General features: G+C 44.7%; 24 protein-coding genes. 22 read left to right on the top strand and 2 right to left on the bottom strand.

Annotated features, from left to right (window positions below; genetic code table 11):
* Positions 1 to 265: 265 nt before the first annotated feature.
* The 8 genes from AC58UX_RS08765 (at position 266) to AC58UX_RS08730 (ending at position 8,166) form a co-directional block, all read left to right on the top strand.
* Entirely contained in the window at positions 266 to 1,189 is a 924-nt protein-coding gene (locus tag AC58UX_RS08765) for an ABC transporter permease (protein ID WP_497251500.1), read from the top strand.
* Positions 1,190 to 1,201: 12 nt separating this feature from the next.
* The gene (locus AC58UX_RS08760; protein WP_497251498.1) at positions 1,202 to 2,092 is read left to right on the top strand and encodes a carbohydrate ABC transporter permease; all 891 of its coding nucleotides are present in this window, start codon (positions 1,202 to 1,204) and stop codon (positions 2,090 to 2,092) included.
* A gap of 74 nt (positions 2,093 to 2,166) precedes the next feature.
* Positions 2,167 to 3,762 carry an extracellular solute-binding protein gene (locus AC58UX_RS08755; RefSeq protein ID WP_497252131.1) on the top strand — a complete coding sequence of 532 codons (1,596 nt, stop codon included), beginning with the start codon at positions 2,167 to 2,169 and terminating at the stop codon, positions 3,760 to 3,762.
* 119 nt (positions 3,763 to 3,881) lie between these two features.
* On the top strand, positions 3,882 to 4,346 hold the full coding sequence (locus tag AC58UX_RS08750) for a MarR family winged helix-turn-helix transcriptional regulator (RefSeq protein WP_497251496.1): 465 nt from the start codon (positions 3,882 to 3,884) through the stop codon (positions 4,344 to 4,346).
* Between the two features lie 40 nt (positions 4,347 to 4,386).
* The gene (locus tag AC58UX_RS08745; protein ID WP_497251494.1) at positions 4,387 to 5,307 is read left to right on the top strand and encodes an AEC family transporter; all 921 of its coding nucleotides are present in this window, start codon (positions 4,387 to 4,389) and stop codon (positions 5,305 to 5,307) included.
* A gap of 97 nt (positions 5,308 to 5,404) precedes the next feature.
* On the top strand, positions 5,405 to 5,707 hold the full coding sequence (locus tag AC58UX_RS08740; protein ID WP_497251492.1) for a hypothetical protein: 303 nt from the start codon (positions 5,405 to 5,407) through the stop codon (positions 5,705 to 5,707).
* A 35-nt stretch (positions 5,708 to 5,742) separates the two neighbouring features.
* Positions 5,743 to 6,111: a DUF423 domain-containing protein gene (locus AC58UX_RS08735; RefSeq protein WP_497252129.1), complete on the top strand. Its 369-nt coding sequence runs from the start codon at positions 5,743 to 5,745 to the stop codon at positions 6,109 to 6,111.
* Positions 6,112 to 6,300: 189 nt separating this feature from the next.
* Positions 6,301 to 8,166, top strand: a complete 1,866-nt coding sequence (locus AC58UX_RS08730) for a putative bifunctional diguanylate cyclase/phosphodiesterase (RefSeq protein ID WP_497251490.1) — start codon at positions 6,301 to 6,303, stop codon at positions 8,164 to 8,166.
* 44 nt (positions 8,167 to 8,210) lie between these two features.
* On the opposite strand, the gene AC58UX_RS08725 is transcribed toward AC58UX_RS08730, so the two are convergent.
* Positions 8,211 to 8,711 carry a hypothetical protein gene (locus tag AC58UX_RS08725; protein WP_497251488.1) on the bottom strand — a complete coding sequence of 167 codons (501 nt, stop codon included), beginning with the start codon at positions 8,709 to 8,711 and terminating at the stop codon, positions 8,211 to 8,213.
* A 135-nt stretch (positions 8,712 to 8,846) separates the two neighbouring features.
* On the opposite strand from AC58UX_RS08725, the gene AC58UX_RS08720 reads away from it, so the two are divergent.
* The 13 genes from AC58UX_RS08720 to AC58UX_RS08660 all read left to right on the top strand — a co-directional run bounded on the left by AC58UX_RS08720 (position 8,847) and on the right by AC58UX_RS08660 (position 23,662).
* Positions 8,847 to 9,119, top strand: coding sequence for a hypothetical protein (locus AC58UX_RS08720; protein WP_497251486.1), 273 nt, complete (start codon positions 8,847 to 8,849; stop codon positions 9,117 to 9,119).
* 97 nt (positions 9,120 to 9,216) lie between these two features.
* Positions 9,217 to 9,519, top strand: coding sequence for a YunC family protein (locus AC58UX_RS08715; protein WP_056624253.1), 303 nt, complete (start codon positions 9,217 to 9,219; stop codon positions 9,517 to 9,519).
* A gap of 284 nt (positions 9,520 to 9,803) precedes the next feature.
* Positions 9,804 to 10,544, top strand: coding sequence for a basic amino acid ABC transporter substrate-binding protein (locus AC58UX_RS08710; protein ID WP_497252127.1), 741 nt, complete (start codon positions 9,804 to 9,806; stop codon positions 10,542 to 10,544).
* Between the two features lie 82 nt (positions 10,545 to 10,626).
* Positions 10,627 to 11,274: an amino acid ABC transporter permease gene (locus AC58UX_RS08705; protein WP_497251484.1), complete on the top strand. Its 648-nt coding sequence runs from the start codon at positions 10,627 to 10,629 to the stop codon at positions 11,272 to 11,274.
* An 11-nt stretch (positions 11,275 to 11,285) separates the two neighbouring features.
* Positions 11,286 to 12,008, top strand: coding sequence for an amino acid ABC transporter ATP-binding protein (locus AC58UX_RS08700; RefSeq protein ID WP_497252125.1), 723 nt, complete (start codon positions 11,286 to 11,288; stop codon positions 12,006 to 12,008).
* A gap of 140 nt (positions 12,009 to 12,148) precedes the next feature.
* A complete protein-coding gene (locus tag AC58UX_RS08695; protein WP_497251482.1) occupies positions 12,149 to 13,894 on the top strand; it encodes a sensor histidine kinase in 1,746 nt (581 codons plus the stop codon).
* 5 nt (positions 13,895 to 13,899) lie between these two features.
* A complete protein-coding gene (locus AC58UX_RS08690) occupies positions 13,900 to 15,435 on the top strand; it encodes a response regulator (protein ID WP_497251480.1) in 1,536 nt (511 codons plus the stop codon).
* Positions 15,436 to 15,609: 174 nt separating this feature from the next.
* Entirely contained in the window at positions 15,610 to 16,299 is a 690-nt protein-coding gene (locus AC58UX_RS08685; RefSeq protein ID WP_497252123.1) for an ABC transporter ATP-binding protein, read from the top strand.
* Positions 16,289 to 17,323 (top strand): efflux RND transporter periplasmic adaptor subunit, encoded by a 1,035-nt coding sequence (locus AC58UX_RS08680; protein WP_497251478.1) that lies wholly within the window; start codon positions 16,289 to 16,291, stop codon positions 17,321 to 17,323. The genes AC58UX_RS08685 and AC58UX_RS08680 overlap by 11 nt, the downstream gene beginning before the upstream one ends.
* 54 nt (positions 17,324 to 17,377) lie before the next feature.
* Positions 17,378 to 20,275, top strand: a complete 2,898-nt coding sequence (locus AC58UX_RS08675) for an ABC transporter permease (protein ID WP_497251476.1) — start codon at positions 17,378 to 17,380, stop codon at positions 20,273 to 20,275.
* A gap of 2 nt (positions 20,276 to 20,277) precedes the next feature.
* Positions 20,278 to 21,162, top strand: a complete 885-nt coding sequence (locus AC58UX_RS08670) for an ABC transporter ATP-binding protein (protein WP_497251474.1) — start codon at positions 20,278 to 20,280, stop codon at positions 21,160 to 21,162.
* A gap of 161 nt (positions 21,163 to 21,323) precedes the next feature.
* On the top strand, positions 21,324 to 22,619 hold the full coding sequence (locus tag AC58UX_RS08665) for a homocysteine synthase (RefSeq protein ID WP_497251472.1): 1,296 nt from the start codon (positions 21,324 to 21,326) through the stop codon (positions 22,617 to 22,619).
* A 176-nt stretch (positions 22,620 to 22,795) separates the two neighbouring features.
* Positions 22,796 to 23,662: a M15 family metallopeptidase gene (locus AC58UX_RS08660; protein ID WP_497251470.1), complete on the top strand. Its 867-nt coding sequence runs from the start codon at positions 22,796 to 22,798 to the stop codon at positions 23,660 to 23,662.
* Between the two features lie 49 nt (positions 23,663 to 23,711).
* Here the strand turns inward: AC58UX_RS08660 and namA are convergent, their stop codons facing one another.
* Positions 23,712 to 24,716: an NADPH dehydrogenase NamA gene (gene namA, locus AC58UX_RS08655; protein ID WP_497251468.1), complete on the bottom strand. Its 1,005-nt coding sequence runs from the start codon at positions 24,714 to 24,716 to the stop codon at positions 23,712 to 23,714.
* Between the two features lie 247 nt (positions 24,717 to 24,963).
* On the opposite strand from namA, the gene AC58UX_RS08650 reads away from it, so the two are divergent.
* Positions 24,964 to 25,980 (top strand): Gfo/Idh/MocA family protein, encoded by a 1,017-nt coding sequence (locus tag AC58UX_RS08650; protein ID WP_497251466.1) that lies wholly within the window; start codon positions 24,964 to 24,966, stop codon positions 25,978 to 25,980.
* Positions 25,981 to 26,000 lie beyond the last annotated feature (20 nt).

Raw genomic sequence — 26,000 nt, 5'->3', positions numbered from 1 at the left:
TCTCCCCCTTTGGTAGAAAAAGTATATCCCAACTTTATACAGCTTGCAATGGAATTGGATCGTCTTAAGGGGTGAAAAAGCACTAGAAAAGCCAGATTATCCATGAAAGTTTACATTGTACATATGTAAAATGGCCCTTCCCAAGCCGGTTCGTTCATAAATGTTAGGAGATATTCAGTATCCGAGCGGGAAGCATTCTGCTTATAATTCGAGTATGGCAAACGACAAGCAAGACAGGACACATTAACGCAGGGAGGTTTACCGCATGATCCGGAAGAAAGGATTTTTCTATGAGTTAAACAAAAATAAACTGTTGTTTCTCATGATAGCGCCAACATTGATTTTCTTCTTTATTAATTCGTACGTACCGATGGTGGGGATCTACTTCGCATTCACAAGGTTTGACTTTAATGGGGGGCTATTCGGAAGTCCATTTGTAGGATTAGAGAATTTTAAATTTTTATGGAAGTCTGGTGTGTTGTGGACGTTGACCCGCAATACGGTAGCGTACAATCTGGCATTCATTGTGTTCTTAAATGTTACAGCGATCTTCTGCGCTATCCTATTAAGTGAAATGACCGGAAAGTATTTCAAGAAAATTACGCAATCCGTGATGTTCTTACCTTATTTTATTTCATTTGTTCTCCTGAATGCAATCGCTTACAACATGTTTAATTATGATACGGGCTTTGTTAACGCAACACTGAAATCATGGGGTTCGAACCCTGTCGACATTTATAACACGCCCTCTGCTTGGGTAGTTCTATTGGTGATGTTTTATGTATGGAAAAATGTGGGTTACACGATGGTCATCTATCTGGCCACGATTACAGGCATAAGTGATGAATATTATGAAGCAGCTAAAATCGATGGAGCCAATATTTTTCAGCGAATTTGGTACATAACGGTTCCGATGCTGAAGCCAACCTTCATTATATTGCTCTTATTTGCACTAGGAAGCATCATGAAGGGGCAGTTTGATCTCTTCTACCAGCTCATCGGTAATAACGGCATCCTGTACAATGCAACGGATATCTTAGATACGTATGTATTCCGCTCCTTGAAGGTGACGTTCGATATTGGGATGGCGACATCTGCTGGCTTGTATCAGTCTATCTTCGGCTTCGTACTGATCATGACGGTCAATTATCTAATCAAAAAATCAAATGATGAGTATGCACTTTTCTAAGGAGTGATCGATTTGAGAACCAGAGGAATAGATTCTGTTACATTTAATATTTTTGCTTATTTAATCATTATCGCTTTATCCGTGATCTGCATCTTTCCATTTCTGCTCATTATCTCTGGCTCGTTAACAGATAATGAATCCATCATACGAGAAGGCTATCACTTCATTCCAAACGACTTTTCCTTAACCGCTTACAAGGCAGTGCTGACCTATCCTGAAAAAGTACTAAGAGCTTATGGCGTTACCATTTTCGTTACGGTGGTTGGGACGGTTCTTGGATTGTTCATGATGACGATGGCGGGCTACGTGCTGCAAAGGAAGGATTTTAAATATCGGAATAAGCTTTCCTTCTATATCTACTTCACAACGCTATTCGGCGGGGGGCTAGTCCCCTGGTACATCATGATCACCAAATATCTGCAGTTAACAGATACTTACGCTGCACTTATTTTCCCAGGGCTGATGTCTCCCTTTCTTATTATATTAATGCGCAGCTTCATTAAGTCTTCAATTCCTGAAGAGCTTACCGAGTGTTCAAAAATTGACGGGGCGAATGATTTTACGATTTATTATCGAATCGTGCTTCCGCTGGCGTTGCCTGGGATTGCCACCGTTGGATTATTCCTTGCCTTGCATTATTGGAATAGTTGGTTTTCGACCTCGCTCTTTATTAATGATCAGAACAAGTATGAGCTGCAGTACTTCTTGTACAACATCATCAACACAGCGGCAGCCGTTTCTTCGCTTGGCATTAGCACAGGTGTGACGATGAGTCAGGAAATACCGACGGAATCTACGAAATTAGCTATGGCGATTATCGTAACAGGTCCAATTCTATTCCTGTACCCATTCGTTCAACGTTTCTTCGTAAAAGGTTTAACCATAGGTGCTGTCAAAGGTTAGAACTGTAACGGAATCATTCCGTCAGCTAACATAGATTGTTTGACTTATTTTAATTAAGCGCGAATAAAGGGAGGATTTACATGAAAAGTAATGCTAAAAAGATGTACAGTGTGTCTATGGCAGTAGCTCTTGCCGGTTCCGTTGTTGCAGGGTGCAGTAGTTCAACATCAACTAGCTCGCCTAGTCCTTCCGCCGTAGCAGCAACGAAAGCGCCTGAAGCAACTGTAGCAGCGTCCGCAAAACCAGCAGGTCTGGATATTTCCAAGAAAGTAGAATTGCAATTTTATATGCTAGGACCTGCGCCTAAGGATCTTCCTGTTATTGAAGAGGAAATAAACAAGCTGGCTTTAAAGGATTTGAATGCGACAGTCAAATTCAATTTCACCACATGGACGGATTGGGATCAGAAATATAAGCTTCTCTTATCATCCGGGCAAGCCGTGGATCTCATCTTTACAGCTGAATGGACACAATACCAGTCTTATGCCAAAAAAGGCGCCTTCCTAGCGCTCGATGAGCTTCTTCCGAAAGCAGCGCCTAAATTGAATAGCTTCGTACCGAAGGATATGTGGGAAGCTGTCAAAATTGATGGCAAGATTTACACGGTTCCCGCCACTTATAAAGAATATGTAACGACTGGTTTCATCTGGCGTGAAGATTTAAGGGAGAAATTCAACTTGCCTAAGCCGGATTCCCTTGCTAATTTTGAAGCGTATCTAGCTGGAATTAAAAAGAATGTCCCTGATATGGTGCCGCTGGCAGCCAACAGTGACGTCAAAGGCAGCTTGTCCGATCAATACAAAAACTTGACAATCGACCCTATCGGAGCTGTTCCATACGGTTTGAACATTGGTTATAAAACACCATCAGAGGTTGGCGTGTATTGGGGCTCCCCAGAGCACTTGAATGAGCTAAAAGCGATGAAGAAATGGCAGGATGCCGGCTACATTACGAAGAACGTCCTGAATACGAAGGATGCGATGACAGACCTGATCACAAGCGGAAAAGCAGCAGCTAACTTAGGCGATAATCCGACTCGCTTCAACGATCAAAAGCTGAAAGTTGCTTCTACGCACCCAGATTGGAAGCTAGAATACTATCCAGCTCCAATGATCAAAGGTCATGCTGAGCCAGTTCACCCAATTCACAATGGCTTCGCAATTCCGAAAAGCAGTAAAAACGCTGAACGTGCGCTTGCGTTCTACGAAAAAATGGTAACAGACAAAACTTATAATCAATTGACAGAGTACGGTATCTTAGGCAAAAACTATACAGTCGATAATGGCTACTACTCCATGATTGGCGATGCTAACAGCAATGGTTTCCCTAGAGAGGCTATGCAGGGCTGGGCTTGGAGAAATCCAGAGTTTATGTTGTTCGACAAAGGCTATGATGGCGTGAAAAAGATTTTCACAGATCTTGATAAAATTGCGACTCCTGATAAATACACAGGCTTTGCTGAAGATTACACAAGCTACCAAGCTGAAAGAGCGGCATTAGAGCAAGTGGAGAAACAATATCTGTACCCACTTCAAGCAGGTCTGGTTGCCGATGTTGAAGGCGGACTGAAAACATTTATGGAAAAAGCGAAAGTTGCAGGACTTGATAAAATCCAAGCAGAGTACAAGAAACAATGGTTAGATTATGTTAAAGCGCAAAACATTAAATAAGTAAGCTTTTGTACGGAGAAGAGCGCCCACGGCAGGGGCGCTCTTTTCGTTGTATATTGACAGTCCGATGCTTTTTGTTTAAATTGGAAGCAAATCGATTGTTCACAATATGACTCGAAATGACGGAGGGAAAGGAAACGATTATGAGCAGCAGTGAATTTTTGAAGCTGGAGAATCAGCTTTGTTTTAGCTTATACGCGAGCTCCAGAGCGATTACCCGTATGTATCGCCCTATGCTGGAAGAGCTGGGCATCACCTACCCGCAATATCTCGTTCTGCTTGTGCTCTGGGAACAGAAGGAAAGCACCGTTAAGGAGCTGAGCGAGAAGCTCGACCTGGATTCCGGCACGCTGACACCGATGCTTAAGCGGATGGAGGCGCAGAAGCTGCTCGTTCGGAACCGTTCGCAAGAAGATGAGCGCGTCGTGCTTATTCATATTACAGAGGAGGGACTTGCCCTCTACGAGCAGGCGCTTTGCATTCCACAGACATTGTTTGCTTCTAGTGGATTGTCACCAGAAGAAATTGTGAACTTTAATGCGCAGTTGAAACGAATTATTACTAGCGTGAATGCCTCAATGTAAGGCGCATCATGGGGATTCTCGATGAATCGAGGCTTTTGAAATGAATTATTTTATGTATATTCTTATCAATAATATTGTTCCTATTTGTATTATGATTGCGGTCGGCGTGGCCATGTATCGCGCCTTTAAGCTAGATATTCGAACGCTTTCCAAGCTTAACTTTTATGTATTCTCACCTGCCCTTGTGTTTGTAAAGCTGTATGAATCCGAAATGAGTTTATCCATTATGATGCAGGTGCTGTTATTTTTCGTTATTTTCTTCAGCTTGCTTTTTGCGATCATCGAAGCGATCATTCGCATACAGAAGCTGCAGCGCGGCATGCGGATTGCCATGCGCAATAGTGTCATTTTTTATAACAGTGCTAACTATGCGCTGCCGCTGAATCAAACGGTTTTCGGAGGAAATGCTTACACGTTAGCTATTCAAATGGTTATTATGGTTATGCAATCGCTCATCCCGAATACATACGGGATTTACACCTTGAATGCACACAAAACCACTTGGAAAACGACGATGAAAACGATCCTTTCGTTACCGGTTATATATGCGATTCCGATCGCCCTTTTGATGCGATACTACGATGTGCCGGTGCCAAGCTCCATACATATTCCGTTAAATTACATAGCGAATGCCTTTATGGCGACGGCATTGCTAACCTTAGGTGTACAGCTAGGCGCGATGAAATGGGAGTTTCACTTCTCGAATGTGCTTCTGTCCAATATGCTTCGATTGGCAATTGCGCCAGTGCTAGGCTTCTTTGTTGTTTGGATGCTAGGGATTGAAGGCTTAACAGCGAAAGCGTTAATTCTGTCCTGTGCTGTACCGACGTCACTGAGCAGTGTACTTCTTGCAATTGAATATGAAAATGAGGCGGAGTTCTCCTCTCAGGCTGTCTTTACATCAACACTATTTAGCATGTTTACAATCCCGATTGTCATCTATTTGTTGGATTTTGTTTAAACATTGTGTGGTATCATGTAATTAGCAGGAATATCGACAAAATTCGGCGAATGGGTACTTCTACCTAATCTTATCCAATTTAAGGGGGATATTTTCCATGCGTTACGAATTTTGCCAGTATGTTACGATTGTCGATATGAATGATGAGATTTTGTCTGAGGTACTCTTTGAACACGGGGTATATGAGTCTAATGCGGTTGCTATAGGTTCCTCTGTCCTAATTCATCAATTGGGATTAAGGCAGTTCGATGTTGTCTATGATAAGCGTGAAGGCAAGACGATTCGTTATAAAATCGTTGATATTGAAGTCAATTTGATTGAGCAGCCTACAGTAACACGTGTTTACTTGGAGCCAGTTCGATTGATTGTAGGTCAACATGATATTGGTGAAGTTGAGTAAATTATTTTTGTAAGGAAAGGAAATAACGTGTCATGATGAAATTGTTTTTACTGATTGGAAGCTTAAATGCTTTCCTATCTGTTGCTTTAGGTGCATTCGGTGCCCACGTTTTAAAATCCAAAATTCCCGATAAGATTGACGTATTTCAAACAGGCGTCCATTATCACATGATTCACGCGGTTGCTTTGATCTTGATCGCGCTGCTTTCGGACAAGCTGGGCAATACCTCCCTGGTGAATGCCTCTGGTTGGGCAATTTTCATCGGTATCATTTTGTTCTCAGGCAGTCTATATGCATTGAGCTTGACAGGACTTAAGGTCTTCGGACCTATTACACCACTAGGCGGTTTGAGCTTCTTAGTTGGCTGGATCCTTCTTGCGATTGCTGCACTTAAAATGAATTAGGAAAAGAGCCGGAGAAATCTGGCTCTTTTTTGTATTTTATGGCAGGTTAGCAGGAAAATGCGCAACCTTTGTAGAAGAAAGCATGTGAATGCAATGTGAGCGTGCTGGATGAGCTACAATTGGGAGCAGGATCGGATCTCTATTAAAATGCTTCCGTAACAAGAATAACTATACAAGGAGGCCAATTTCGTGAAAAATCGGCTCTATATTAGCGTATATGTCGTCGCAGCCATATTCGTTAGCATATTCGTAAAGCCGTATGCCCCGTGGATTTGTCTCTTTGGTGCACTTGTATTGCTTTATCTATTGCGGGGTAGTAAGAACCAGCAGCGACAACTTGTCCCCAAGGAACTACCACGGGATCACGCGTATCTGAGTGTGTTGGATTCCCTTTTTGAACACCATCCCAATGCGATCGGCATCTTTAATGATCAAGGTAAATTCATTCGGATGAATCAAGCAGCGGAATCGATACTGGGGTACCCGGTCTCAGAGCTTATGCATCAAAATTTTACGGGAATTGTGACGGAAGAACAGCTGAAGCAGACAGAGTGGCACTTGCAGCAAAGCCGTAACGGCATCCCTTATACCTTTGAGACTTCGGTGCATCATCAGCGTGGGTATCGTGTCGATTTGCACGTGACGGCTGTTCCAGTCGATATCCATCGTCATGCCAAAGGAAATATACTGATTTGTCAGGATATCACGGAGCGTAAGCGAAGCGATGAGCAGGTCCGTTACATGGCTTATTACGATGATATGACTGGACTGCCAAACCGACGGTTATTTAAAGATCATTTGAATGAAAAACTTCGAATTTTTAAAGAAGATGGCCAAAAAGCGGCGGTGTTTTATTTAGATATAGATCGCTTTAAGCTTGTCAATGATAGCTTTGGGCATGATTATGGCAACATGCTCCTGCTTCAGCTGGCGGAGCGTTTCACGCGCTGCCTGACTGCGGAGGATTTTCTGGCGCGTACGGAAGGTGACGAGTTTGCCTTTTTCTACTCCAATGTTGAAGATGTGAATGATGTGATGACCGTCATTGCGGAAATCAATCGTGTTTTGGAGAAGCCGTTCCTCCTTGAGCAGTATGAGCTGCATGTAACAGCCAGCATTGGCGTCGCGATATCCTCGGAAGACACGGACGAAGCGGATTTGCTGATGAAATATGCAGATATTGCTCTCGCGAGAGCCAAGGAGAAAGGCAGAAACGATTTTCAGATTTTCAATACGGACATGAAGTCTGTGTCTATTAATCGTTTGAGGCTGGAAAATGAGCTTCGTAGAGCTTTAGTGAATGAAGAATTCGTACTCTACTATCAACCACAGGTGGAGATTGAATCAGGACGAATTGTGGGTGTAGAAGCGTTAATTCGGTGGAAGCATCCGGAGAAAGGGATGGTTGCGCCCAATCATTTTATCCCATTAGCGGAAGAAAGCGGATTGATCGTTCCGATTGGGGAATGGGTGCTGCGTGCGGCTTGTAAGCAGAATATGACATGGCAGCAAGAAGGGTATTCGCCTATTCCCATCTCAGTCAATTTATCCATGCGACAGTTTTTCCAGCATAATTTGAAAGGGAAGATCTCGCATGTGTTAGAGCAAACGGGGCTCGACCCGCAATATTTGGAACTGGAAATTACCGAAAGTATGACGATGGATGTCGATCATGCGATACAATCGCTGCTTGAATTGAAAGAACTCGGTGTCCATGTGAGCATCGATGATTTCGGAACGGGCTATAGCTCGCTCTACTATTTAAAAAAATTTCCGATTGATAAGTTGAAAATTGACCGTTCCTTCGTTCGAGATATTATGGTAGATCCGAATGACGCGGCGATTGTTGCGACGATTATTGCGATGACGCACCATTTGAATCTGAAGGTCATTGCGGAAGGTGTAGAGACCGAGGATCAATTGAAATTTTTATACCAAAATCGATGCAACGAGGTACAGGGCTATTGGTTTAGTCCTCCTGTCGACCGCATAGAGCTTGAGCAAATGTTGAAGAATGGCCTGTCTGTTGCGACGGCTGCTGCGTCAGGTGAATAGAAAAAAGGTACCCTTGCTGGCGGGTCAGCGAGGGTACCTTTTGTTTAATTTGTTGTCACGTAGTCATCGATCTCATTCAACTTGAACAGGTAGACCTTCTTCTCATCGACATGATAGACAGTAACATTTTGGCTGCTAGTATCAAAATTAAGAATGCGACAAGGGAGATTCAGCTTAATGCCTTGTGCTTTGATGACGGTCAAGCGGATCAAGGTGTTATTGGCTTTGAATTTCTCTAGCTGTTCAACAATGTTCATAGCCGTTGTTGAATCGGTTGATTTTACTGCTGGAGCCTGCGAGGGAGCAGGTACTGTTGGCTTTTTATTTGTATGTAGGGAAGCTGCATTTCCTTGCTTCGTATTCAGTTCAATGAGTTGACCAAGCTGAATCCCTTTAAGAATTTGATAATCCTTTACAGAGGAATCACCATTTAACAAATGTAGGAGCTTTTCCATTGCTAGGCCATTGGTGTCTTCTTCAATTAATATCTCTACGGTGAATAAATGTCCATTCTTCGGACCTGTGTTTGAATTACGCTGATTCATCATAGCCTCCTTACTGCACTGAAATCGCACTTATCATAACTATATCATGATATCCTGACCAAATGTAGCATTATAATTTAAGAGGAACACTAAACATAGTTAAAGTGGAGATATACCACAATGGAGGGTTGACCTATGAAATGGATCGTGCTGGCGATTATCTTATTCGTAATCCTTTTTCTGATGTATAAGATGATGTTTAAAATGAGAGACAAGGTCGAGACGGCTAAGATTATTAAATTGTCTGTTCAAGGTAAAGATTCTCCAAAGGTGAACAAGCAAATGTGCTCATTTTGTCGGAAGAAGGAAAAGAATCTGTCCTTTTACTCTGATGAACGGGGGAGAGTCGTCGGCGTTTGCAAGGTATGCCGACCTCAAGCTGAACGTAGAGCGTTAATGAGGCTGTAAAATGGAAAATCACATATAATCTTTACAGTGTCCTCACACCGTACTAGCCGCAGGCGCATATACTACCGTAAGACTGCGAAGAGGAGCTGTGCAGAGCATGATGCGCGTAGAACCCATTCTTCTTGAAGGACATACAGCAATCGCGATAGAAGTGAAATTGCCGAAAACGACCTTGTTAGTTGTGACGACAGATAAAGGTTACATTATGTGTGGCGCTCTAGACGTGGCGCTGCTCAACGAGCGATTAAGTGACAGGAATATTGTAGCGGCGCGAGCAACAGGGGTTCGAACGATCGAGGAGCTGTTGGAAGCACCGCTTGAATCAGTAACCTATACGGCGGAAGATCTTGGCATTGTTGCCGGGATGACGGGTAGAGAAGCTATTTTAAAAATGATGTAAATAACATTGGGCAAAAGGGAACGCTTGGGTCTTGGGACTTAAGCGTTTTTGCTTTGGATGGGAGTTTTAGGCAATAAGACAATACGACTGCAGCATTTTGTGCATGAAAATAAAATTACATAGAAAATTCACACTTCCTGTAATTTCCTTGCTATTTTTATTCATAAATGTGTTGTTATTTTATTAACCAAGTGTTAATATATGATTCGTCCAATACATAGAACGGGGGAAAAATAATGAAAAAGTTAATGATTTCTGTCGTAGCAGCAGCATTGGTTTTGACAATGTCAGCTTGTGGTTCTAAAGATAGCGGTGGCACAAAAATTAAATTTGCTACAGATGCAGCTTATGCACCGATGGAATATATGGATAAAGACAAAGTGGCTGGTTTTGATATCGACTTTCTTGCAGAAGTTATGAAAGAAGCAGGTCTTTCTTATAGTATTACCAACACAGGTTGGGATACAATGTTGACAAGTGTTCAACAAGGGAAAGAGTATCAAGCAGGTATCTCTAGCGTATCTATTACAGATGAGCGTAAACAAACGTATGATTACTCCGCTCCTTATTTTGAATCAACAAACATGATCCTTGTTAAAGAAGGCAGCCCGATTAAGAGTGCGGTAGATTTGAAAGATAAGAAAGTAGCTGTTCAAATCTCAACTACAGCGGATACGCTTATGTCGAAAATCATGGGTGCTGAGAACAAGTCCCTGAAACGTATGGACAATAACACACTTGCACTGATGGAACTTGAGAGCAATGGTGTTGACGCAGTTGTTGCGGATATCGCTATTATTCGTGAGTATGTTAAAAATAATCCAAACAAAAAATTCGTTTCAATTGCAGATGCAAAGAACTTCGAATCCGAATACTACGGCATTTTGCTTCCAAAAGGCAGCGACTTGAAAGCGAAGCTTGATCCAGCAATTAAGAAAGTAATTGAGAACGGCAAGTACGCAACAGTGTACAAAAAATGGTTTGGTCAAGAGCCAGATACGAAGAAATTGCTCGAACAAAAATAAAAGTTCAAAAGCATGCGTGATGTAACCAAACGCATGCTTTTCTTCTGTAAGTAGCAGAATAATGAAAGAAAGGAAGTGTGGAATGGATTTTCGTTTTGATATCATTCTTGATTATGTTCCATTGCTGCTGAAAGGTACGCTTTGGACGATTGGTATTTCCATTCTCTCCATCTGTTTCGGTTCTGTTCTAGGGCTGGCAGTTGGTTTAGGCAAAATGTCTCACCGCGGCTATCTGAGATGGCCAACGAGTATTTACGTTAACTTTTTCCGTGGCACACCGTTGCTAGTTCAAATATTGCTTGTGCACTTTGGAATCGTGCCCGTATTCTTGGGGGAGACGAACCCTATTATCGCATCGGTTGTTGCCTTATCTTTGAACTCAGCGGGATACATGGCAGAGATTTTCCGTGCAGGTATTCAATCCATTGATAAAGGCCAAACGGAAGCAGCTCATTCACTCGGTATGACGCATTTCCAAACGATGAAATCGGTCATTTTACCGCAAGCGATTAAGCGCATGATTCCGCCGTTCGGGAATGAATTTATCGTGCTGATCAAGGATTCCTCCTTGTTTGCGATTATCGCTGCACCTGAGCTTATGTACTGGTCAAACGCGATGCGCAGTCAGTATTTCAAAGTGTGGGAGCCGTATTTAACAGCTGCACTTATTTATTTCATTCTTACTTACTCTCTTAGCAAGCTTCTCGGCTATATTGAAAGGAGAGTATAACCATGACAGCCATGATTGAAGTAAGAAATTTGAAAAAAGCGTTTGGAGATAACGTTGTTCTGCGCGACATTAGTGCGGACATTCAGCATCAAGAGGTTCTCGTTGTGATTGGACCTTCTGGTTCAGGGAAATCAACGTTCTTGCGTTGTCTGAACCTGCTGGAACAGCCCAATGGCGGCACAATCACCATTGAAGGTCGTAACCTCATGGATCCGACGAACAAAATCAATGAAATTCGCATGGAACTAGGTATGGTTTTCCAACGCTTTCACTTATTCCCGCATATGAAGGTTATTGATAATATTATGCTGGCACCGATCCAAGTTCGGAAATGGCCAGAGGATAAAGCACGGAAAAAAGCAATGGAGCTGCTAGCCAAAGTAGGGCTTGCAGATAAAGCTAACGCACTCCCGGACTCCCTATCTGGTGGTCAGGCGCAACGCGTAGCGATTGCGCGGGCACTTGCGATGGAGCCGAAGATCATGCTGTTCGACGAGCCGACCTCAGCGCTTGACCCTGAAATGGTCGGCGAAGTGCTTAACGTTATGAAGCAGCTAGCGAAAGAAGGCATGACGATGGTTGTCGTTACCCATGAAATGGGCTTCGCACGTGAAGTTGGCGATCGAGTCATGTTCATGGAGCAGGGGGTTATTGTCGAGGAAGGCAAGCCTGAGCAAATTTTTGAAAAGCCTACCCAGGAACGTACGAAATCGTTTTTGTCTAAGGTGTTGTAGAAGAAGATGAGATAGAGTCGCTTATGCGGCTCTTTTTTTTTGCCTCGAGCGCCTTCTATTAAAAAAAAAAGATGGGAAAATTTCCAATATGCTATGATGGAAGATAAGGTAACCAATCTGTTCAAAACGAAAGGTGACGTATGCCATCGCTGTTTTCACATCTTTTTAACCGATTTCAACTACGTGTGTTGTTATATATAGTTCTTGCGATTGCCTTGCCGTTATTCCTTGTGATGTATGTTGGGAATCAACAATTCTCGGCGAGCATGGAGAAAACGGATCTTACCGCCGTGGATCAACAGCATGATCACATTATCTCTGGATTGCAGCAGGAATTACGTTTTGTTGCGGAAATGACGCACCGGCATGCCGAGGATTATGGACTCATTTCATTGACTAAACTCCAAGATTCAATTTCACCAACAGCTAAAGAATTGAGCAATTATGCCAATAATTTGTTAACGGAGATGACGGTTCAAACCCGATATATCGAGCAGGCATGTCTGACGATTCGCGCATCAAACCGAACACTATGTGCGCATAGTGGAGAAGTGGATGGAACCATGGTTACTCGTGCCGCAAGCAGCAATAAACGTTTTGAACCATTAGCTGAAAAGTCCCATGGAAATAACGACATTCTCATTACGTATTCAGAGTCGATGATCGACAGTCCTAGTACGCAGGAGCTTGGAAAAGTGACCATTTGGCTGAATATGAATAAGCTCTGGAAGGAGTTCAGCTTAAAGAACTTGCCTCATGCCTATGTGTTGATGGACCCTGATAAACAAGTGCTCTACCGAGATGGGGTGTACTCAGGAGACTTGCAAGTAGCAGCGCAGGGTATGAACAGCATACTTAAGACTGACGCGGAGATTTATTCTGTGAAGCAAGTAGAAGTCAACGGAGCAGTCACTTGGCTGTCCTACTTTGAAGCTCCAGTGCCTATGCATAGCCTAGATGTATTTCCTCATTTCAAAACATGGCTTATCGCGCTAATTGCTCTAGTTTTTGCACTTAGCTTTGGCGGGCTGTTCCTATTTATCGGATCGGTGACGAAGCCGCTTTATGTTTTGAAAGCGTTAATGAATCGAGCTGAACGTGGCGATCTGAGGGCGTATTGGACCTTCAAAAGCTCAAGCGAATGGATGCAAGTAGGTCAAAGCTATAATCAAATGTTGAATCGCTTGGAAGATCTTATTAAGCAAGTGAAGCGGGAAGAATCCCTGAAGAAAGAAGCTGAAATGGAAGCGCTCCATTATCAGTTGAATCCGCATTTCCTCTACAACACGTTGAATACGATAAAATGGGTTGCCAAAATCCATAAGACGCCTCAGATTTCAGAGGTTGTGAGTGCATTAGTTCGTCTTTTGCAGGCGAGCTTAGGGAAAAAGGGAGATTTTATTACGCTGCGCGATGAAATCGGACTAACCCATGACTACATGGAAATTCAAAGATTTCGATATGGAGATCGCATTCAGATCGTCATGCAAGCGGATGAGATCACATTAGGTTGTTTAGTTCCGCGGATGCTCTTACAGCCGCTAGTGGAGAACGCGATTATACATGGAATCGGGCCAACGAAGAATGAAGGTATCATTACGATTAAAACTTGGTTGGATCGGGATCTGTTATTTTGTCAGGTGGAAGATAATGGCGTTGGCATGCAGGTGGAAGAAGGCAGCTCTGGCTGGAAAGCCATGCATGCAGCAGGCGGAGCGCAGGCAGATCGGATGTTGAAGGAACGCATGAGCGGTGTGGGGATTTCACATATCCGCGAGAAAATTAAGCTGATCTATGGGCCAGAGTATAAAATGCATATTAGCAGTAAGCCTGGTGAAGGAACTACGATTAGAATGTTCCTTCCCATCCATCAAGGCGAGGAGTGAACGGAATGAATGTGCTTGTTGTGGATGATGAACCTATCATTCGGCAAGGTTTACGTCAATTAGTAGATTGGGAACTTCATGGCTTTACGTATGCAGGTGATGCAGAGGATGGCGTAGAGGCTTGTGAGCTGCTAGAAGCTTTACATATCGACATTGTGATCACCGACCTCATTATGCCGCGGATGGACGGCTTAGCGCTAATACGCAAACTAAAAGATAGTACAAGAGCAATCAGTGCTGTCGTTCTGAGCTGTATGGATGACTTCACGTATGTGAAAGAAGCCATGAGGCTGGGCGCCAAAGACTACATTCTTAAACCAACGATGGAGCCCGAGTCATTAATCGACATTCTCCTCGGTGTGAAGCGAGATCTTGAAGTCCAGCGGAATGAGCGAAAAGAACAAGGGATCCGAGAGCTGGAGCTTGCATCGACCCTGCAGATGCAGCTTTCAACCCGATTGCAGGCGTATTTGCAATCGGGGGTAGGCGAAGCGGAGCTGCAGGCTGAGCTGTTCGGCTCTGCACAGAGCAGCGGCCTAGTCAGCCTGCTGCTCTACACCGGCTCCAGCGCCGCAGCCGCGGGCTGGCGCTGGACCGGCTGCCTGGCGGCGCTGCCGCTAGCCGCCGGTAGCGTGCTGCTGCTCATGCCAGCAGCAGCCACAGACCCCAGCGCCGCTGCGGCCGCGCTGGAGCGCGCAGCGCAGGTCCGGCTCGCAGATGCGCCGGACTGGTTCATCGGAGCCGGCGTCGTCCTCCGCCGGCTCCAAGATGTGCAGCCCGCTGCGCTGCTCCACGCACAGCAGCTGCATGAGCGATTCTACGGCGTGAGCCGGAATCGCCGAATCGTGCTTGCGCCACAGGTCGCAAGCGCAGTACAACTACCGCTGCCGTATGACATACGCAGCGATCTCCTCCGCTGTATCGTACACGATAACAGCGAAGGGTATTTGCATCATGCGGACGTCCTGTGCGCGAGATTGCGGGAACAACGCCACGAGAAGGACAAGGTGTTGTCCTTTATTCAAGAACTGCTTGCGCTCGCCGCAGGCTACGCACGCGAACGCGGCTTCGCAGAGATTGAACGCTATGAAGAGATGTTCGTTCATAGCCAAGTGATGCGTCACTGCGTAAGCTTTGACCAGGTGACGGAGCTTCTACAGCAAGCGATGAACATGCTGATGCAGAACCCTACGGCGCTAGGCAATGATCAGCCTCATCGCTCGAATAACCCATTTATCCGCAAGGTTATTAGCTATATGAGGGAGAACTATGCCTCGCCAATCAGCACCTCGGACATGGCGGACTATGTTCGGCTCAGCCGCAGCTATTTAAGCGATTTATACAGTAAAGAAATCGGAGAATCGCTTAGTGAAACGTTGACACGCATTCGAATGGAAGAAGCGAAGCGCCTTTTGCGTACAGGAGAAATGAAAGTATACGAAGTAGCGGATGCCGTAGGCTTTCCCGATGCTAAAACTTTTGCCAAAACATTCAAACGCGTTGTGGGCTGCTCGCCAAAAGAGTTCGAGAAGCCGAACTAGATTGTTTTCTTTCTAGGTCTTCCTTGGCTCTTCCAAGTAAGATCGAACAAACAGACACCTTTTCGAACAAAGGTGATCTGTTTTTTTATCATGTAAAGGTTTACATTTATAGTGAAGTTTACATGTAAATTGAAAATGCAGGATTAGTGTAAAGATGAGGTGTTCATTTTGACTATGCATGAGGTTCAGGTGCCAATCGTTCAAACGATAGGTGTAACACGTGTATTTGGAAAAGGATCTGGAGCCGTTCATGCCTTGCGAGGAGCTAATCTATCCATACCGAGAGGTAGACTTGTAGCTTTACGTGGAAGGTCAGGTTCTGGTAAAACAACGCTGCTCAACATCATAGGAGCCTTGGATCATCCTACGGAAGGTGCCGTTTATCTAGAAGGGATGGAAATCAGCACGCTCTCCGAATCGAAGCGCAATGAACTCAGACGGAAGCAGATCGGGCTAATTTTTCAATCGTTTGCCTTAGTTCCTTATATGTCTGCTTACGAAAACGTCGAGTTCGGTTTGCGCATTTCAGGCGTACCTCCCAGTCAATATAAAGCTTTAGCCGAAGAGGCGCTGCACTTTGTGGGCTTGAAGGCGAGAATGAAGCACCGTCCTTATGAGCTTTCTGGCGGAGAACAACAGCGGGTTGCGATAGCTAGAGCGATTGCTCACAAGCCTAAGTTGATTTTGGCAGATGAGCCTACGGCGGAGTTAGATAGCAGAATGGGTCTGCAGATTCTCAAATTATTCAAGGATTTGGTTCAAGAGGGAATGACCATAATTTTGACAACGCATGATCTGGCGATCATGGAAATTGTAGATGAAGTCTATGCATTGGAGGATGGTTCCATTGTCGATGAAGGTTAATACAATTGCTTCAAAGGTAGTGCTTATAACAGGCGCCCTCTTCATTCTTGCCGGTTGCTCTTTGCTGCCCAAAGAGGAAGAAGCGCTGCAGCCGCCTTTAGTTAAGCCAGTCAAAGAAAATTTTGAACTCTATGAAGTAAAAAAAGGCACCATTACGAGAAAAGTTAGTGCGGTCGCGACGTTTAAGTCGAGCAAAACGACCAGTTATTATTTTAAAGAGTCGGGTCACCGCTTAGCAGGAATACGCGTCAAATCAGGCGATACCGTGAAGCAGGGCGATGTACTTGCTGAATTGGAAAAAGGTGATTTGGAGACGAGAATTGCACTTCAAAAATTTAACGTGGAGAAAGCTCAGATCGCTTACATGTTAGCCAAACAAGCTTCGCCGGATCAAGAATTAACAATTCGTCTAAAAGCGATAGATGTGGAAGCCGCACAGCTGCAATTAGCAACGCTTCAAGCTGAATTAGCGAAAACAAAAATAATAGCAGAGGCTGGCGGGATCATCACCTTTGTGACGGATGCGCAGGAAGGAAAGATTGTGGATGCCTTTAGTACACTAGTTGTTGTGTCTGACCCTACAAAGCTGCAGCTTTTTTATGAATCATCCGATAGCAGTACCCTTTCTGGCATTCAAGTCGGCATGAATGTAGACGTAAAGTTTATTTCTAAAGGGAATGCGGTTCAAGGTAAAGTCCTGCAAACCCCTTCAAGCGCTCCGTTTACAGATAATAAGGCACAAGCTGAGCGTAATGCCAAAACGATTATTGTGGGGATCCCTGAGGGGACCGAAGGGGCTCAGATTGGGGCATCCGGTGACATGACGATCAATGTGGAGAAACGAGAAGATGTTATTGTCATTCCGCGCACAGGCTTGCGGTCTTATTTAGGCCGAGATTATGTGCAAGTGCTGAATGGTGAGAGCCGTAAAGAAATCGATGTTGAAAAAGGGCTCGTCACAGCGACAGAAGTAGAAATCCGAACGGGGCTAAAAGAGGGTCAACAGGTCATTTTGAATAATTAATGCGTATGCTTACGATGCTAGTTTTGCTTTAGCAAAACTTTTAGGAGGATTGCAATGTCTTTATTTCTGATGATTCTCCGCAAAATGGTCAAGAACCGCTGGCTAGAGCTCAGTTTATTAATAGGGTTAATTATTTCGGTTGCCCTTGCGAGTTCGATGCCGATTTATACGCATGCCATTTTGCAACGTATGTTGATTAAAGACTTGGAAGTTCAGCAGACCAATACGGGGAAATTTCCAGGCTTAGTGTCAAACCACGGCTACTTACTCGCAACAGGTAAAAGTAAAGACGGAGACGTCCTTTTAAGGGAAACAGATGCCTTTATGGCTGAACAGACCAAGCATTTTGGTTTGCCGATCCTGTCTTCTTCCATCACGCGTATCACCAGAACGTGGGAATTTACGCCAAGTGATCCGAGTAAATTAGACCCGAAAGTAAGACGTTCTGGGGAAATTTCGGCGATGTCTAATCTAGAGAAGCATATCCTTCTAGTTGACGGCGTCATGCCTTCCACAAAGCCCGTGGATGGGGTGTATGAAGCATGGGTGTTCCCAGAAGTGTTGACCCAGCTGAAAATCGTGCTAGGCAATGAACTGACCATCGTGGATAACGATGAGCAGAGAAGTATTCGAATCAAGCCAGTTGGTGTTATTGATCGTGCTGATGAAAAGGATCTGTATTGGACCAATAGCTACAATAGTATTAATTCAAGATTTTTTATACCGTTTGCGTTATTTGAGCAAGATTTTACGCAGCATGCCAACTTTATGGATATGTTTTCCTATTGGGATTACTCGTTAGATTACCATCAATTGAAGCTTGAGGGGATCGGCAACTACATCGCAACTCACTTAGGAATTGAAAGTTATTTTAGCGCTTATTTAGAAACCTATATATCAAGTAATACAACGATAATTACCTTGAATACCTATGGCGAAAAAGAGAAAAAGCTACGCATCCTACTGTGGTCATTGAATGTACCTGTTAGTATTTTACTTGCGTTCTATTTATTCATGGTCGCTAATTTGATTACCGAACGGCAGAAAACAGAAATCGCTGTGCTGCGAAGCCGAGGAGCAAGTCGAGCGCAAATTATGATTGGGTATGTGATCGAAGGCATTCTACTTGGCGCAATTGCCCTTCTTATCGGCCCTTTATTAGGGCTCCAATTAACGAAGATCCTGGGTGCTTCGGATGGGTTCCTGACGTTTGTCCAGCGCGCTGCGATGGACGTTACGCTGGGTAAAGAGGCATACCAATATGGATTAATTGCCGTAATCGCTTCCGTTGGGATGACACTCATTCCCGCTGTACTTGCAACACGAGTAAGCATTGTAGGACATAAGCAAACACTTGCAAGGAAAAATAGGATTTCTTTTTTTCATAAAATATATCTGGATGTCATCTTATTAGCGGTTTCGTTGTACTTATTGCAAAGCTTTAAGCGACGAATGGATGATCTGGTGGCCTTGGGACTAGACTCCTTAGATATGAAGATTGATCCACTGCTCTTCGTTGTACCTGCTTTGTTCATATTTGCAATGGGTCTTTTCCTGCTTCGACTCTATCCATGGGTGATTCAGTTGATCTATATCGTCGGTCGAAAATGGTGGCCACCTTCTTTATACGCAACGTTGTTGCAAGTTGGGAGATCAACGATTCAATATCAATTCATCATGCTGTTTATTATTATGACACTGGCAACGGGCATTTTTAGCGCCAGCGCCGCAAGAACGATGAATAAGAATGTGGAAGAGAAAATCCATTACAAGAATGGGTCGGATATCGTTTTGCAAACGGCATGGGATAATGATGCGCCGCCTCCACAAACAGGCCCGCCAGGAGAAGCGGGTGCAGCGAAAGCATCAGCCGATGGTGGGGTTAAGAAACGCGTTCAATTCGTCGAGCCGCCGTTTATGCCATTCACACAATTAGATGGTGTAGACGCAGCAGCACGCGTTTTTCAAAAGAATGATGCGTATATCGCATTGGGTAAAGATACCAAAAGAACAACGCTGATGGGCATCGATACCGATGATTTCGGTCGGACAGCTTGGTTCCGAGATCACTTACTGGATCATCATTTCTATGACTATTTGAACGTGTTGGCGACAGATTCCAAAGCCGTGTTGATCTCCAGATCCATTGCCGAGGAAACGGGAGCCAAAGTAGGTGATGTCGTTCGGATCGGATGGAATGATGTTGAGGGCGCAACATCAGTTATCTATGGCATTATTGATTATTGGCCCAGTTGGAATCCGAATCCGATCTTGTCGGCTTCATCGAGCTCATCAAGTTCGTCCAAAACATCAAACAAAACGGATAAACCAAAGCTCGTCATCGGACATCTTTCTTTTATCCATAATAATTTAGCCGTGGAGCCGTATGATGTGTGGCTGAAGCTGAAGCCAGGTGTGACCAGTCAAGCCTTGTACGAAGCACTGGAACAGAAGCATATGAAGATCACAAAATTAGTGGATACGAATATGATGGTGATTCGTTCTAAGAACGATCCGTTCCAATTGGCAGTGAATGGTGTCATGACCCTTGGATTTTTAATTGCGATGGGGATTAGCTTTATAGGATTCCTGCTGTATTGGGTGCTTTCGTTGTATGGCCAGATTTTACAATTTGGTGTGCTTCGTGCGATGGGTATTTCTTATCGACAATTGATCGGAATGCTCGCGGCTGAACAGCTTTTAACGTCAGGTGCAGCCGTGCTCATTGGCATAATAACGGGGAATACGGGGAGTCGATTATTCGTTCCTTTATTCCAGTTAACGTTTGATTCATCGAGCCAAGTTCCGCCTTTTCAAGTTAGTTTCGATCCGAGAGATCAGCTGCATTTATATATCATCGTAACGGTCATGATCGGGCTGGGACTCCTGCTGCTCGGCACGATGCTCTCCAGAATTAAAATTCATCAAGCAGTTAAGCTTGGGGAGGATTAAGCATGATTCATTGTGAGAATTTAGTTAAAATATATAAAGCTGCGGATCTTGAAGTGGTTGCCTTGCAAGGGCTGGACCTTCACATTGAAGAGGGAGAGCTGATGGCCATTATCGGCAATAGCGGCAGTGGGAAGTCGACGCTGCTCAATATGCTGGGAGGTTTGGACCGACCTTCAGCAGGCAATCTGAGTGTGGATGGGAAGGACTTATTGAAGTTTAAAGAACCTGATCTAGTCAAATATAAGCGGGAAACGGTAGGCTTCGTCTGGCAAAATAATGCCCGCAACCTCATTCCCTATCTAACGGCATTGGAAAATGTGGAATTGCCCATTCTGCTGCAGGGACGGCGCAAGCGCTATCGCGCTTTGGATTTATTGGAAGCCGTAGGCTTGAGTCATCGGAGAAATAACAAGCTGAATGAGCTTTCTGGCGGGGAGCAGCAGCGTGTCGCCATTGCGATTGCACTCGCGAATCAGCCTAGGCTCTTATTGGCCGATGAACCGACAGGCTCCGTAGATACGAAGATGGCGAATCAGATTCTGGATCTGTTCCGTGAGCTGAATCGCAGCTTCGGGCTGACCGTCGTCATCGTCACGCATGATCCGCTGCTAGCGAAGAAGGTAGACCGCGTGGTAGCGATTCGTGACGGCAAAACCTCTTCCGAAATACTGCGGCGCAAATCTTATCAAGAAGAGCTGTTAGAGCTGGAGCGTGGGATTATCTCATCGGAAGAAGATTCGCATGTGGAGTATGCTGTCGTGGATAAGGCAGGCAGACTGCAAATTCCGGCTAACTACCTCGAATCCATTGGGGCTACTGGAACGAATAAAATGCGTGTAGAGATGGAAAATGGACGCATTATCCTTCTTCCGCAAGATAAAGCTTAAGAAATGCCCGTGATCGAAGATGGGTTCGATTGCGGGTTTTCGTTTTTTTTAGAAATCTTATATTGACTTCAGGAAGAAAATGCCATTAGAATGAGATTTATAACTCACTATTCCAGTCGGAATAATATATTTTGATTAATTATTCTTTAGGAGGCATGCTCATGTCCAATTCTGAACGTAAGCACTTACCGGAAACACTAGCGATTCATGCAGGTCAAAAGGTTGATCCAACAACCAAGTCACGGGCAGTCCCGATCTACCAAACGACGTCCTATGTGTTTAATGACACAGAGCATGCCGCTAATTTATTCGCACTCAAGGAATTTGGCAACATTTATACACGGATAATGAATCCAACGACAGATGTATTCGAGCAGCGTATTGCCGCATTAGAGGGCGCTCCTGCCGCGCTGGCAGTGGCGTCAGGTCAAGCGGCCATCACGTTTTCGATTTTGAACATTGCTGAAGTTGGTGATGAAGTTGTAGCTGCTTCGGCCCTATATGGCGGAACTTATAATTTATTTGCTCATACATTGCCCAAATTAGGCATTAAGGTGAAATTCGTAGATGCAAGCAACCCGGAAAATTTCCGCAGTGCCATTACGGATAAAACGAAAGCCATTTATGCCGAATCCATAGGTAATCCCAAAGGGGATATTCTTGATATTGAAGCTGTGGCCGCAGTTGCTCATGAACATGGGATTCCGCTTATTATTGATAATACGTTCCCAAGTCCCTATCTGCTAAGACCTATCGAGCATGGGGCTGACATTGTGGTACATTCTGCGACGAAGTTTATCGGCGGTCACGGTACAACTATAGGTGGCGTTATCGTAGACGGAGGGAAATTCGATTGGGCGGCAAGCGGCAAATTCCCAGGTTTGACGAAGCCGGATCCGAGCTATAATGGCGTAGTTTACACAGATGCCGTTGGCCCAATTGCTTATATTATCAAAGCGCGCGTGCAATTGTTGCGAGATTTGGGAGCATCTTTATCGCCTCAAAGCTCCTTCCTGCTGCTGCAAGGATTAGAAACGCTGCACTTGCGTCTAGAGCGTCACAGCGCCAATGCGCTGGCGGTTGCCCAATATTTAGAAGCACATGAGTCTGTTGAATGGGTAAACTACGCTGGCCTAGAAAGCCACCCGACATATGCACTAGCTAAAAAATACTTACCGAAGGGTCAAGGCGCGATTTTGAGCTTTGGCATTAAAGGCGGTATTGAAGCGGGGAAAAAGTTGATTCACGCTGTGGAGCTATTCTCTCATTTGGCCAATGTTGGTGATTCCAAATCGTTAATTATTCATCCCGCAAGCACAACCCATTCGCAATTAACGGAGCAGGAGCAAGCTGCCGCTGGTGTGTCTCCTGGGCTTATCCGTCTATCTGTTGGCACCGAAGCGATTGAAGATATTATTTATGATTTGGAGCAAGCGATATTGGCTAGTCAAAAGTAAACTTGAAACGTTAACCCGTTCCGCATAAAATATGAGAAGGCTGCGATTTAGGGGCTCACCCTAATGCAGCCTTTTTGGTTTGGAGAAAAGAAGGCAGGTTTGCAACTTTTTCATCCCTATAGCGGTCTATTACTTTGAAAAGCTTTTACAACTTCTAGGAGGCATAACGACAACGAATGAAAACGACTAAGACAATAAGCATCGCTTTGCTTATAGCGTTATCGATCACCGCTGGTTGCGGGAATAAAAGTGAAGAGACGTCAACCATTTCACCTAACCCAACAGCGACAGTGTCACCGGCGGCAACAGCAACAGTAGCGCCGAGTGCAGGAGCGACGCCGACGACATCAGCGGTACCGACGCCTTCTGCTTCAAGTACAGCGAAACCTACATCTGGTGCAACAACGACTCCTACGGCAAGCAGCACACCAACTAAAAATGGCACCATTCAGGTGATCGCCAAACCGGATAGCATAACGGCTCTTGTGAATAAGCAAAATATGCTGCCATCCAGCTATGAACCGACGGATCTGGTTTATCCGAACATTGCGTTTACATTCTCGGAAAAAAATGATAAGCGCAAAATGAGGCAGGTCGCGGCTACAGCTATTGAAAAGCTGTTCGCTGGTGCTGCGAAGGACGGCGTTCCATTAGCCGGTGTTTCTGCGTACCGCTCGTACGCAACACAGAAATCCCTATTCGAAAGCTACGTGAAAAAAGATGGTGAAGAAAAAGCCAAAACGTACAGCGCTGTTCCGGGAACAAGTGAGCATGAAACGGGACTTGCCATAGACGTATCGGGCAGCAATGGGAAATGTGCGGCATCGGATTGTTTTGGCGGGACCAAAGAAGCGATCTGGTTAGAGAAGCATGCAGCGGAGTACGGTTTTATTATCCGTTACCCGCAAGGAAAAGCCGCTATTACAGGCTACCAATATGAGCCGTGGCATTTGAGATATGTTGGCATTGATATCGCGAAGGAAATCCAGTCAAAAAATTCGACGATGGAAGAATATTATCATACAGTGCCAGTATCGAAATAAACGAAAACAACCCTACTCGGACTCCAATGTCCAAGTGGGGTTGTTTTGTTCACCATCCTCGTTGATAAGGCGTCGGAGGAGCGAGTTCAGCGCGTAAGTCATGAGCAGCGCTCCTTGCCCAGTAAGGATCGCGTAGTAGTACCCTGCCTAGAAAAATAAGATCCGCGCGGTGATTCTGGAGAATCTCTTCTGCTTGCTGCGGCTCGGTGATCAGACCGACTGCACCAACGGGGATCTCAGCTTGGGTGCGAATTTCTTCGGCGAATGGCACTTGATAGCCAGGGTAAAAGTGTGGAATGACCGGAGCGTTAGCGCCGGAGCTGACATCAATTAGATGGACGCCAAGCTCTTTGAGTTTTGTGGCGAAGTAAACGTGATCCTGAGGCGTAAGTCCGCCTTCTACATACTCATGAGCCGAAATGCGTACAAACAAAGGACCGTCCCACCGTGTTTGAATAGCTTGAACGGTTTCCCGCAAAAAGCGGAACCTCCCTTCTTGGTCACCGCCGTAAGCATCTTGACGATGATTCGAAAGTGGAGACAAAAATTCATTGATGAGATAGCCGTGCGCAGCGTGAATTTCGATGACATCAAAACCAGCTTGCTTTGCACGATCAGCCGCATCAGCAAACGCTTTGACGGTATTCTGTATGTCTGTCAGTGTAGCTTCCTCAGGTGTTTTGAACGTTTCTGAGAAAGGAATCGCTGAGGGGGCTATGATAGGCGTGTCTAAGACTGCTTTTCTGCCTGCGTGTGCGAGCTGAATGCCCACATGGGCGCCTTGTCCATGGATGGAAGTAACAACACGTTTCAAGCCATCGATCTGTGCATCATCCCAGATACCCAGATCTCGCGGGGAAATTCGTCCTTGTGCAGTGACTGCGGATGCTTCAAAAATGATAAGTCCAACTTGGCCGACGGCCCGAGTCGTATAATGAACATGGTGCCAATCTTTGACTTCACCGGATTCATCCGATGCATACATACACATAGGTGACATTACGATACGATTTTTGAGCGTTAGCCCGCCAATTGTATAGGGTGTAAATAACATAGGAATTACTCCTTTCAGGGGATAGAATTAATTATTTAATTGTATACTAATCTGATTGGAATTATCAACTTTGGTTTAAGCATTGAAAACACTTGACGTACTTGATAATTTATCCTAATCTGCGTGTATGAGAAAATTCGTTGTGATGTCGTAATTTTGCACCTTCGTCTGTCGCCTATTTGAAATTTAACCGCCTCGGGCCCCATGATACAATGATCCCAAGTCACTTATTTGGAGGTAGTTCAAAATGAAAGTAGCAATGTTGAGTTTCTGGCATGTACATGCAAAGGATTATGCAAAACAGGTGAACGAACACCCAGATACTGAAATTGTCGCAATTTGGGACGAGATCGTGGAAAGAGGTCAACAAGAAGCCGAAGCACGTGGCGTGACTTTCTACTCCAGTCTTGAAGAGCTATTGGCAAATCCAGAAATCGAAGCGGTGGTTGTAGATACACCAACCAACCTACACAGAGATGTAATGATCGCTGCTGCACAAGCAAGTAAACATATTTTCACGGAGAAAGTTATTGCTCCTACTCTTAGCGAAGTTAATGAAATTCTAGCAGCTGTGGAGAAAGCAGGCGTGACGTTAACGGTTTCGTTGCCGCGTTTGAATTCACCATCTACGTTAGCCATTCAAGAAATTATTGAAAAAGAGCTTCTAGGACCAATTACACTTGTACGCACGCGTCTTTCACATAATGGCGGAATTTCAACTACAGCGAATCCGAATGGCTGGTTGCCGGAGCATTTCTATAATGCTGAGCAATGCGGTGGCGGAGCTCTAATCGATCTTGGCTGCCATCCGATGTATCTCAATCGATTGTTCCTAGGTCTGCCAGTAGCTGTAAGCGCTTCTTACGGTTATGTGACGGGCAGAGAAGTTGAAGATAATGCGGTATCGTTGCTTCAGTATGAGAACGGTGCACTTGGGATTGTTGAAGCGGGCTTTGTGAATGCTCATTCACCATTCGTTATTGAAGTCCATGGCACAGCAGGCAGTGTCTTGTACTCCGATCAAGATAAACGCGTTATGATTCGTACGAGCAAGCTAGAGGAAGCTGCGAATCAATGGGTGGCTTACGAGGCATTGCCGGAGGCGAAGCCGTCTGCTTTTGAACAATGGGTTTCCCATATTCAAAATGGAACTAAAGCCACTGAAAATATCGCATTGGCTGTGGACCTAACGAAGCTTATGGAAGCTTCTAATCTATCTGTTGCAAGCAAGAGCCAGGTTCGATTGGATTCCTTGGCTAACTAATAAATGTTTTAATCAACTGG

The sequence above is a fragment of the Paenibacillus sp. J22P90 genome, from assembly GCF_059692195.1.
Note: the sequence above shows the minus strand (reverse complement) of the source record. Positions and strands in the feature narration are given on the sequence as shown.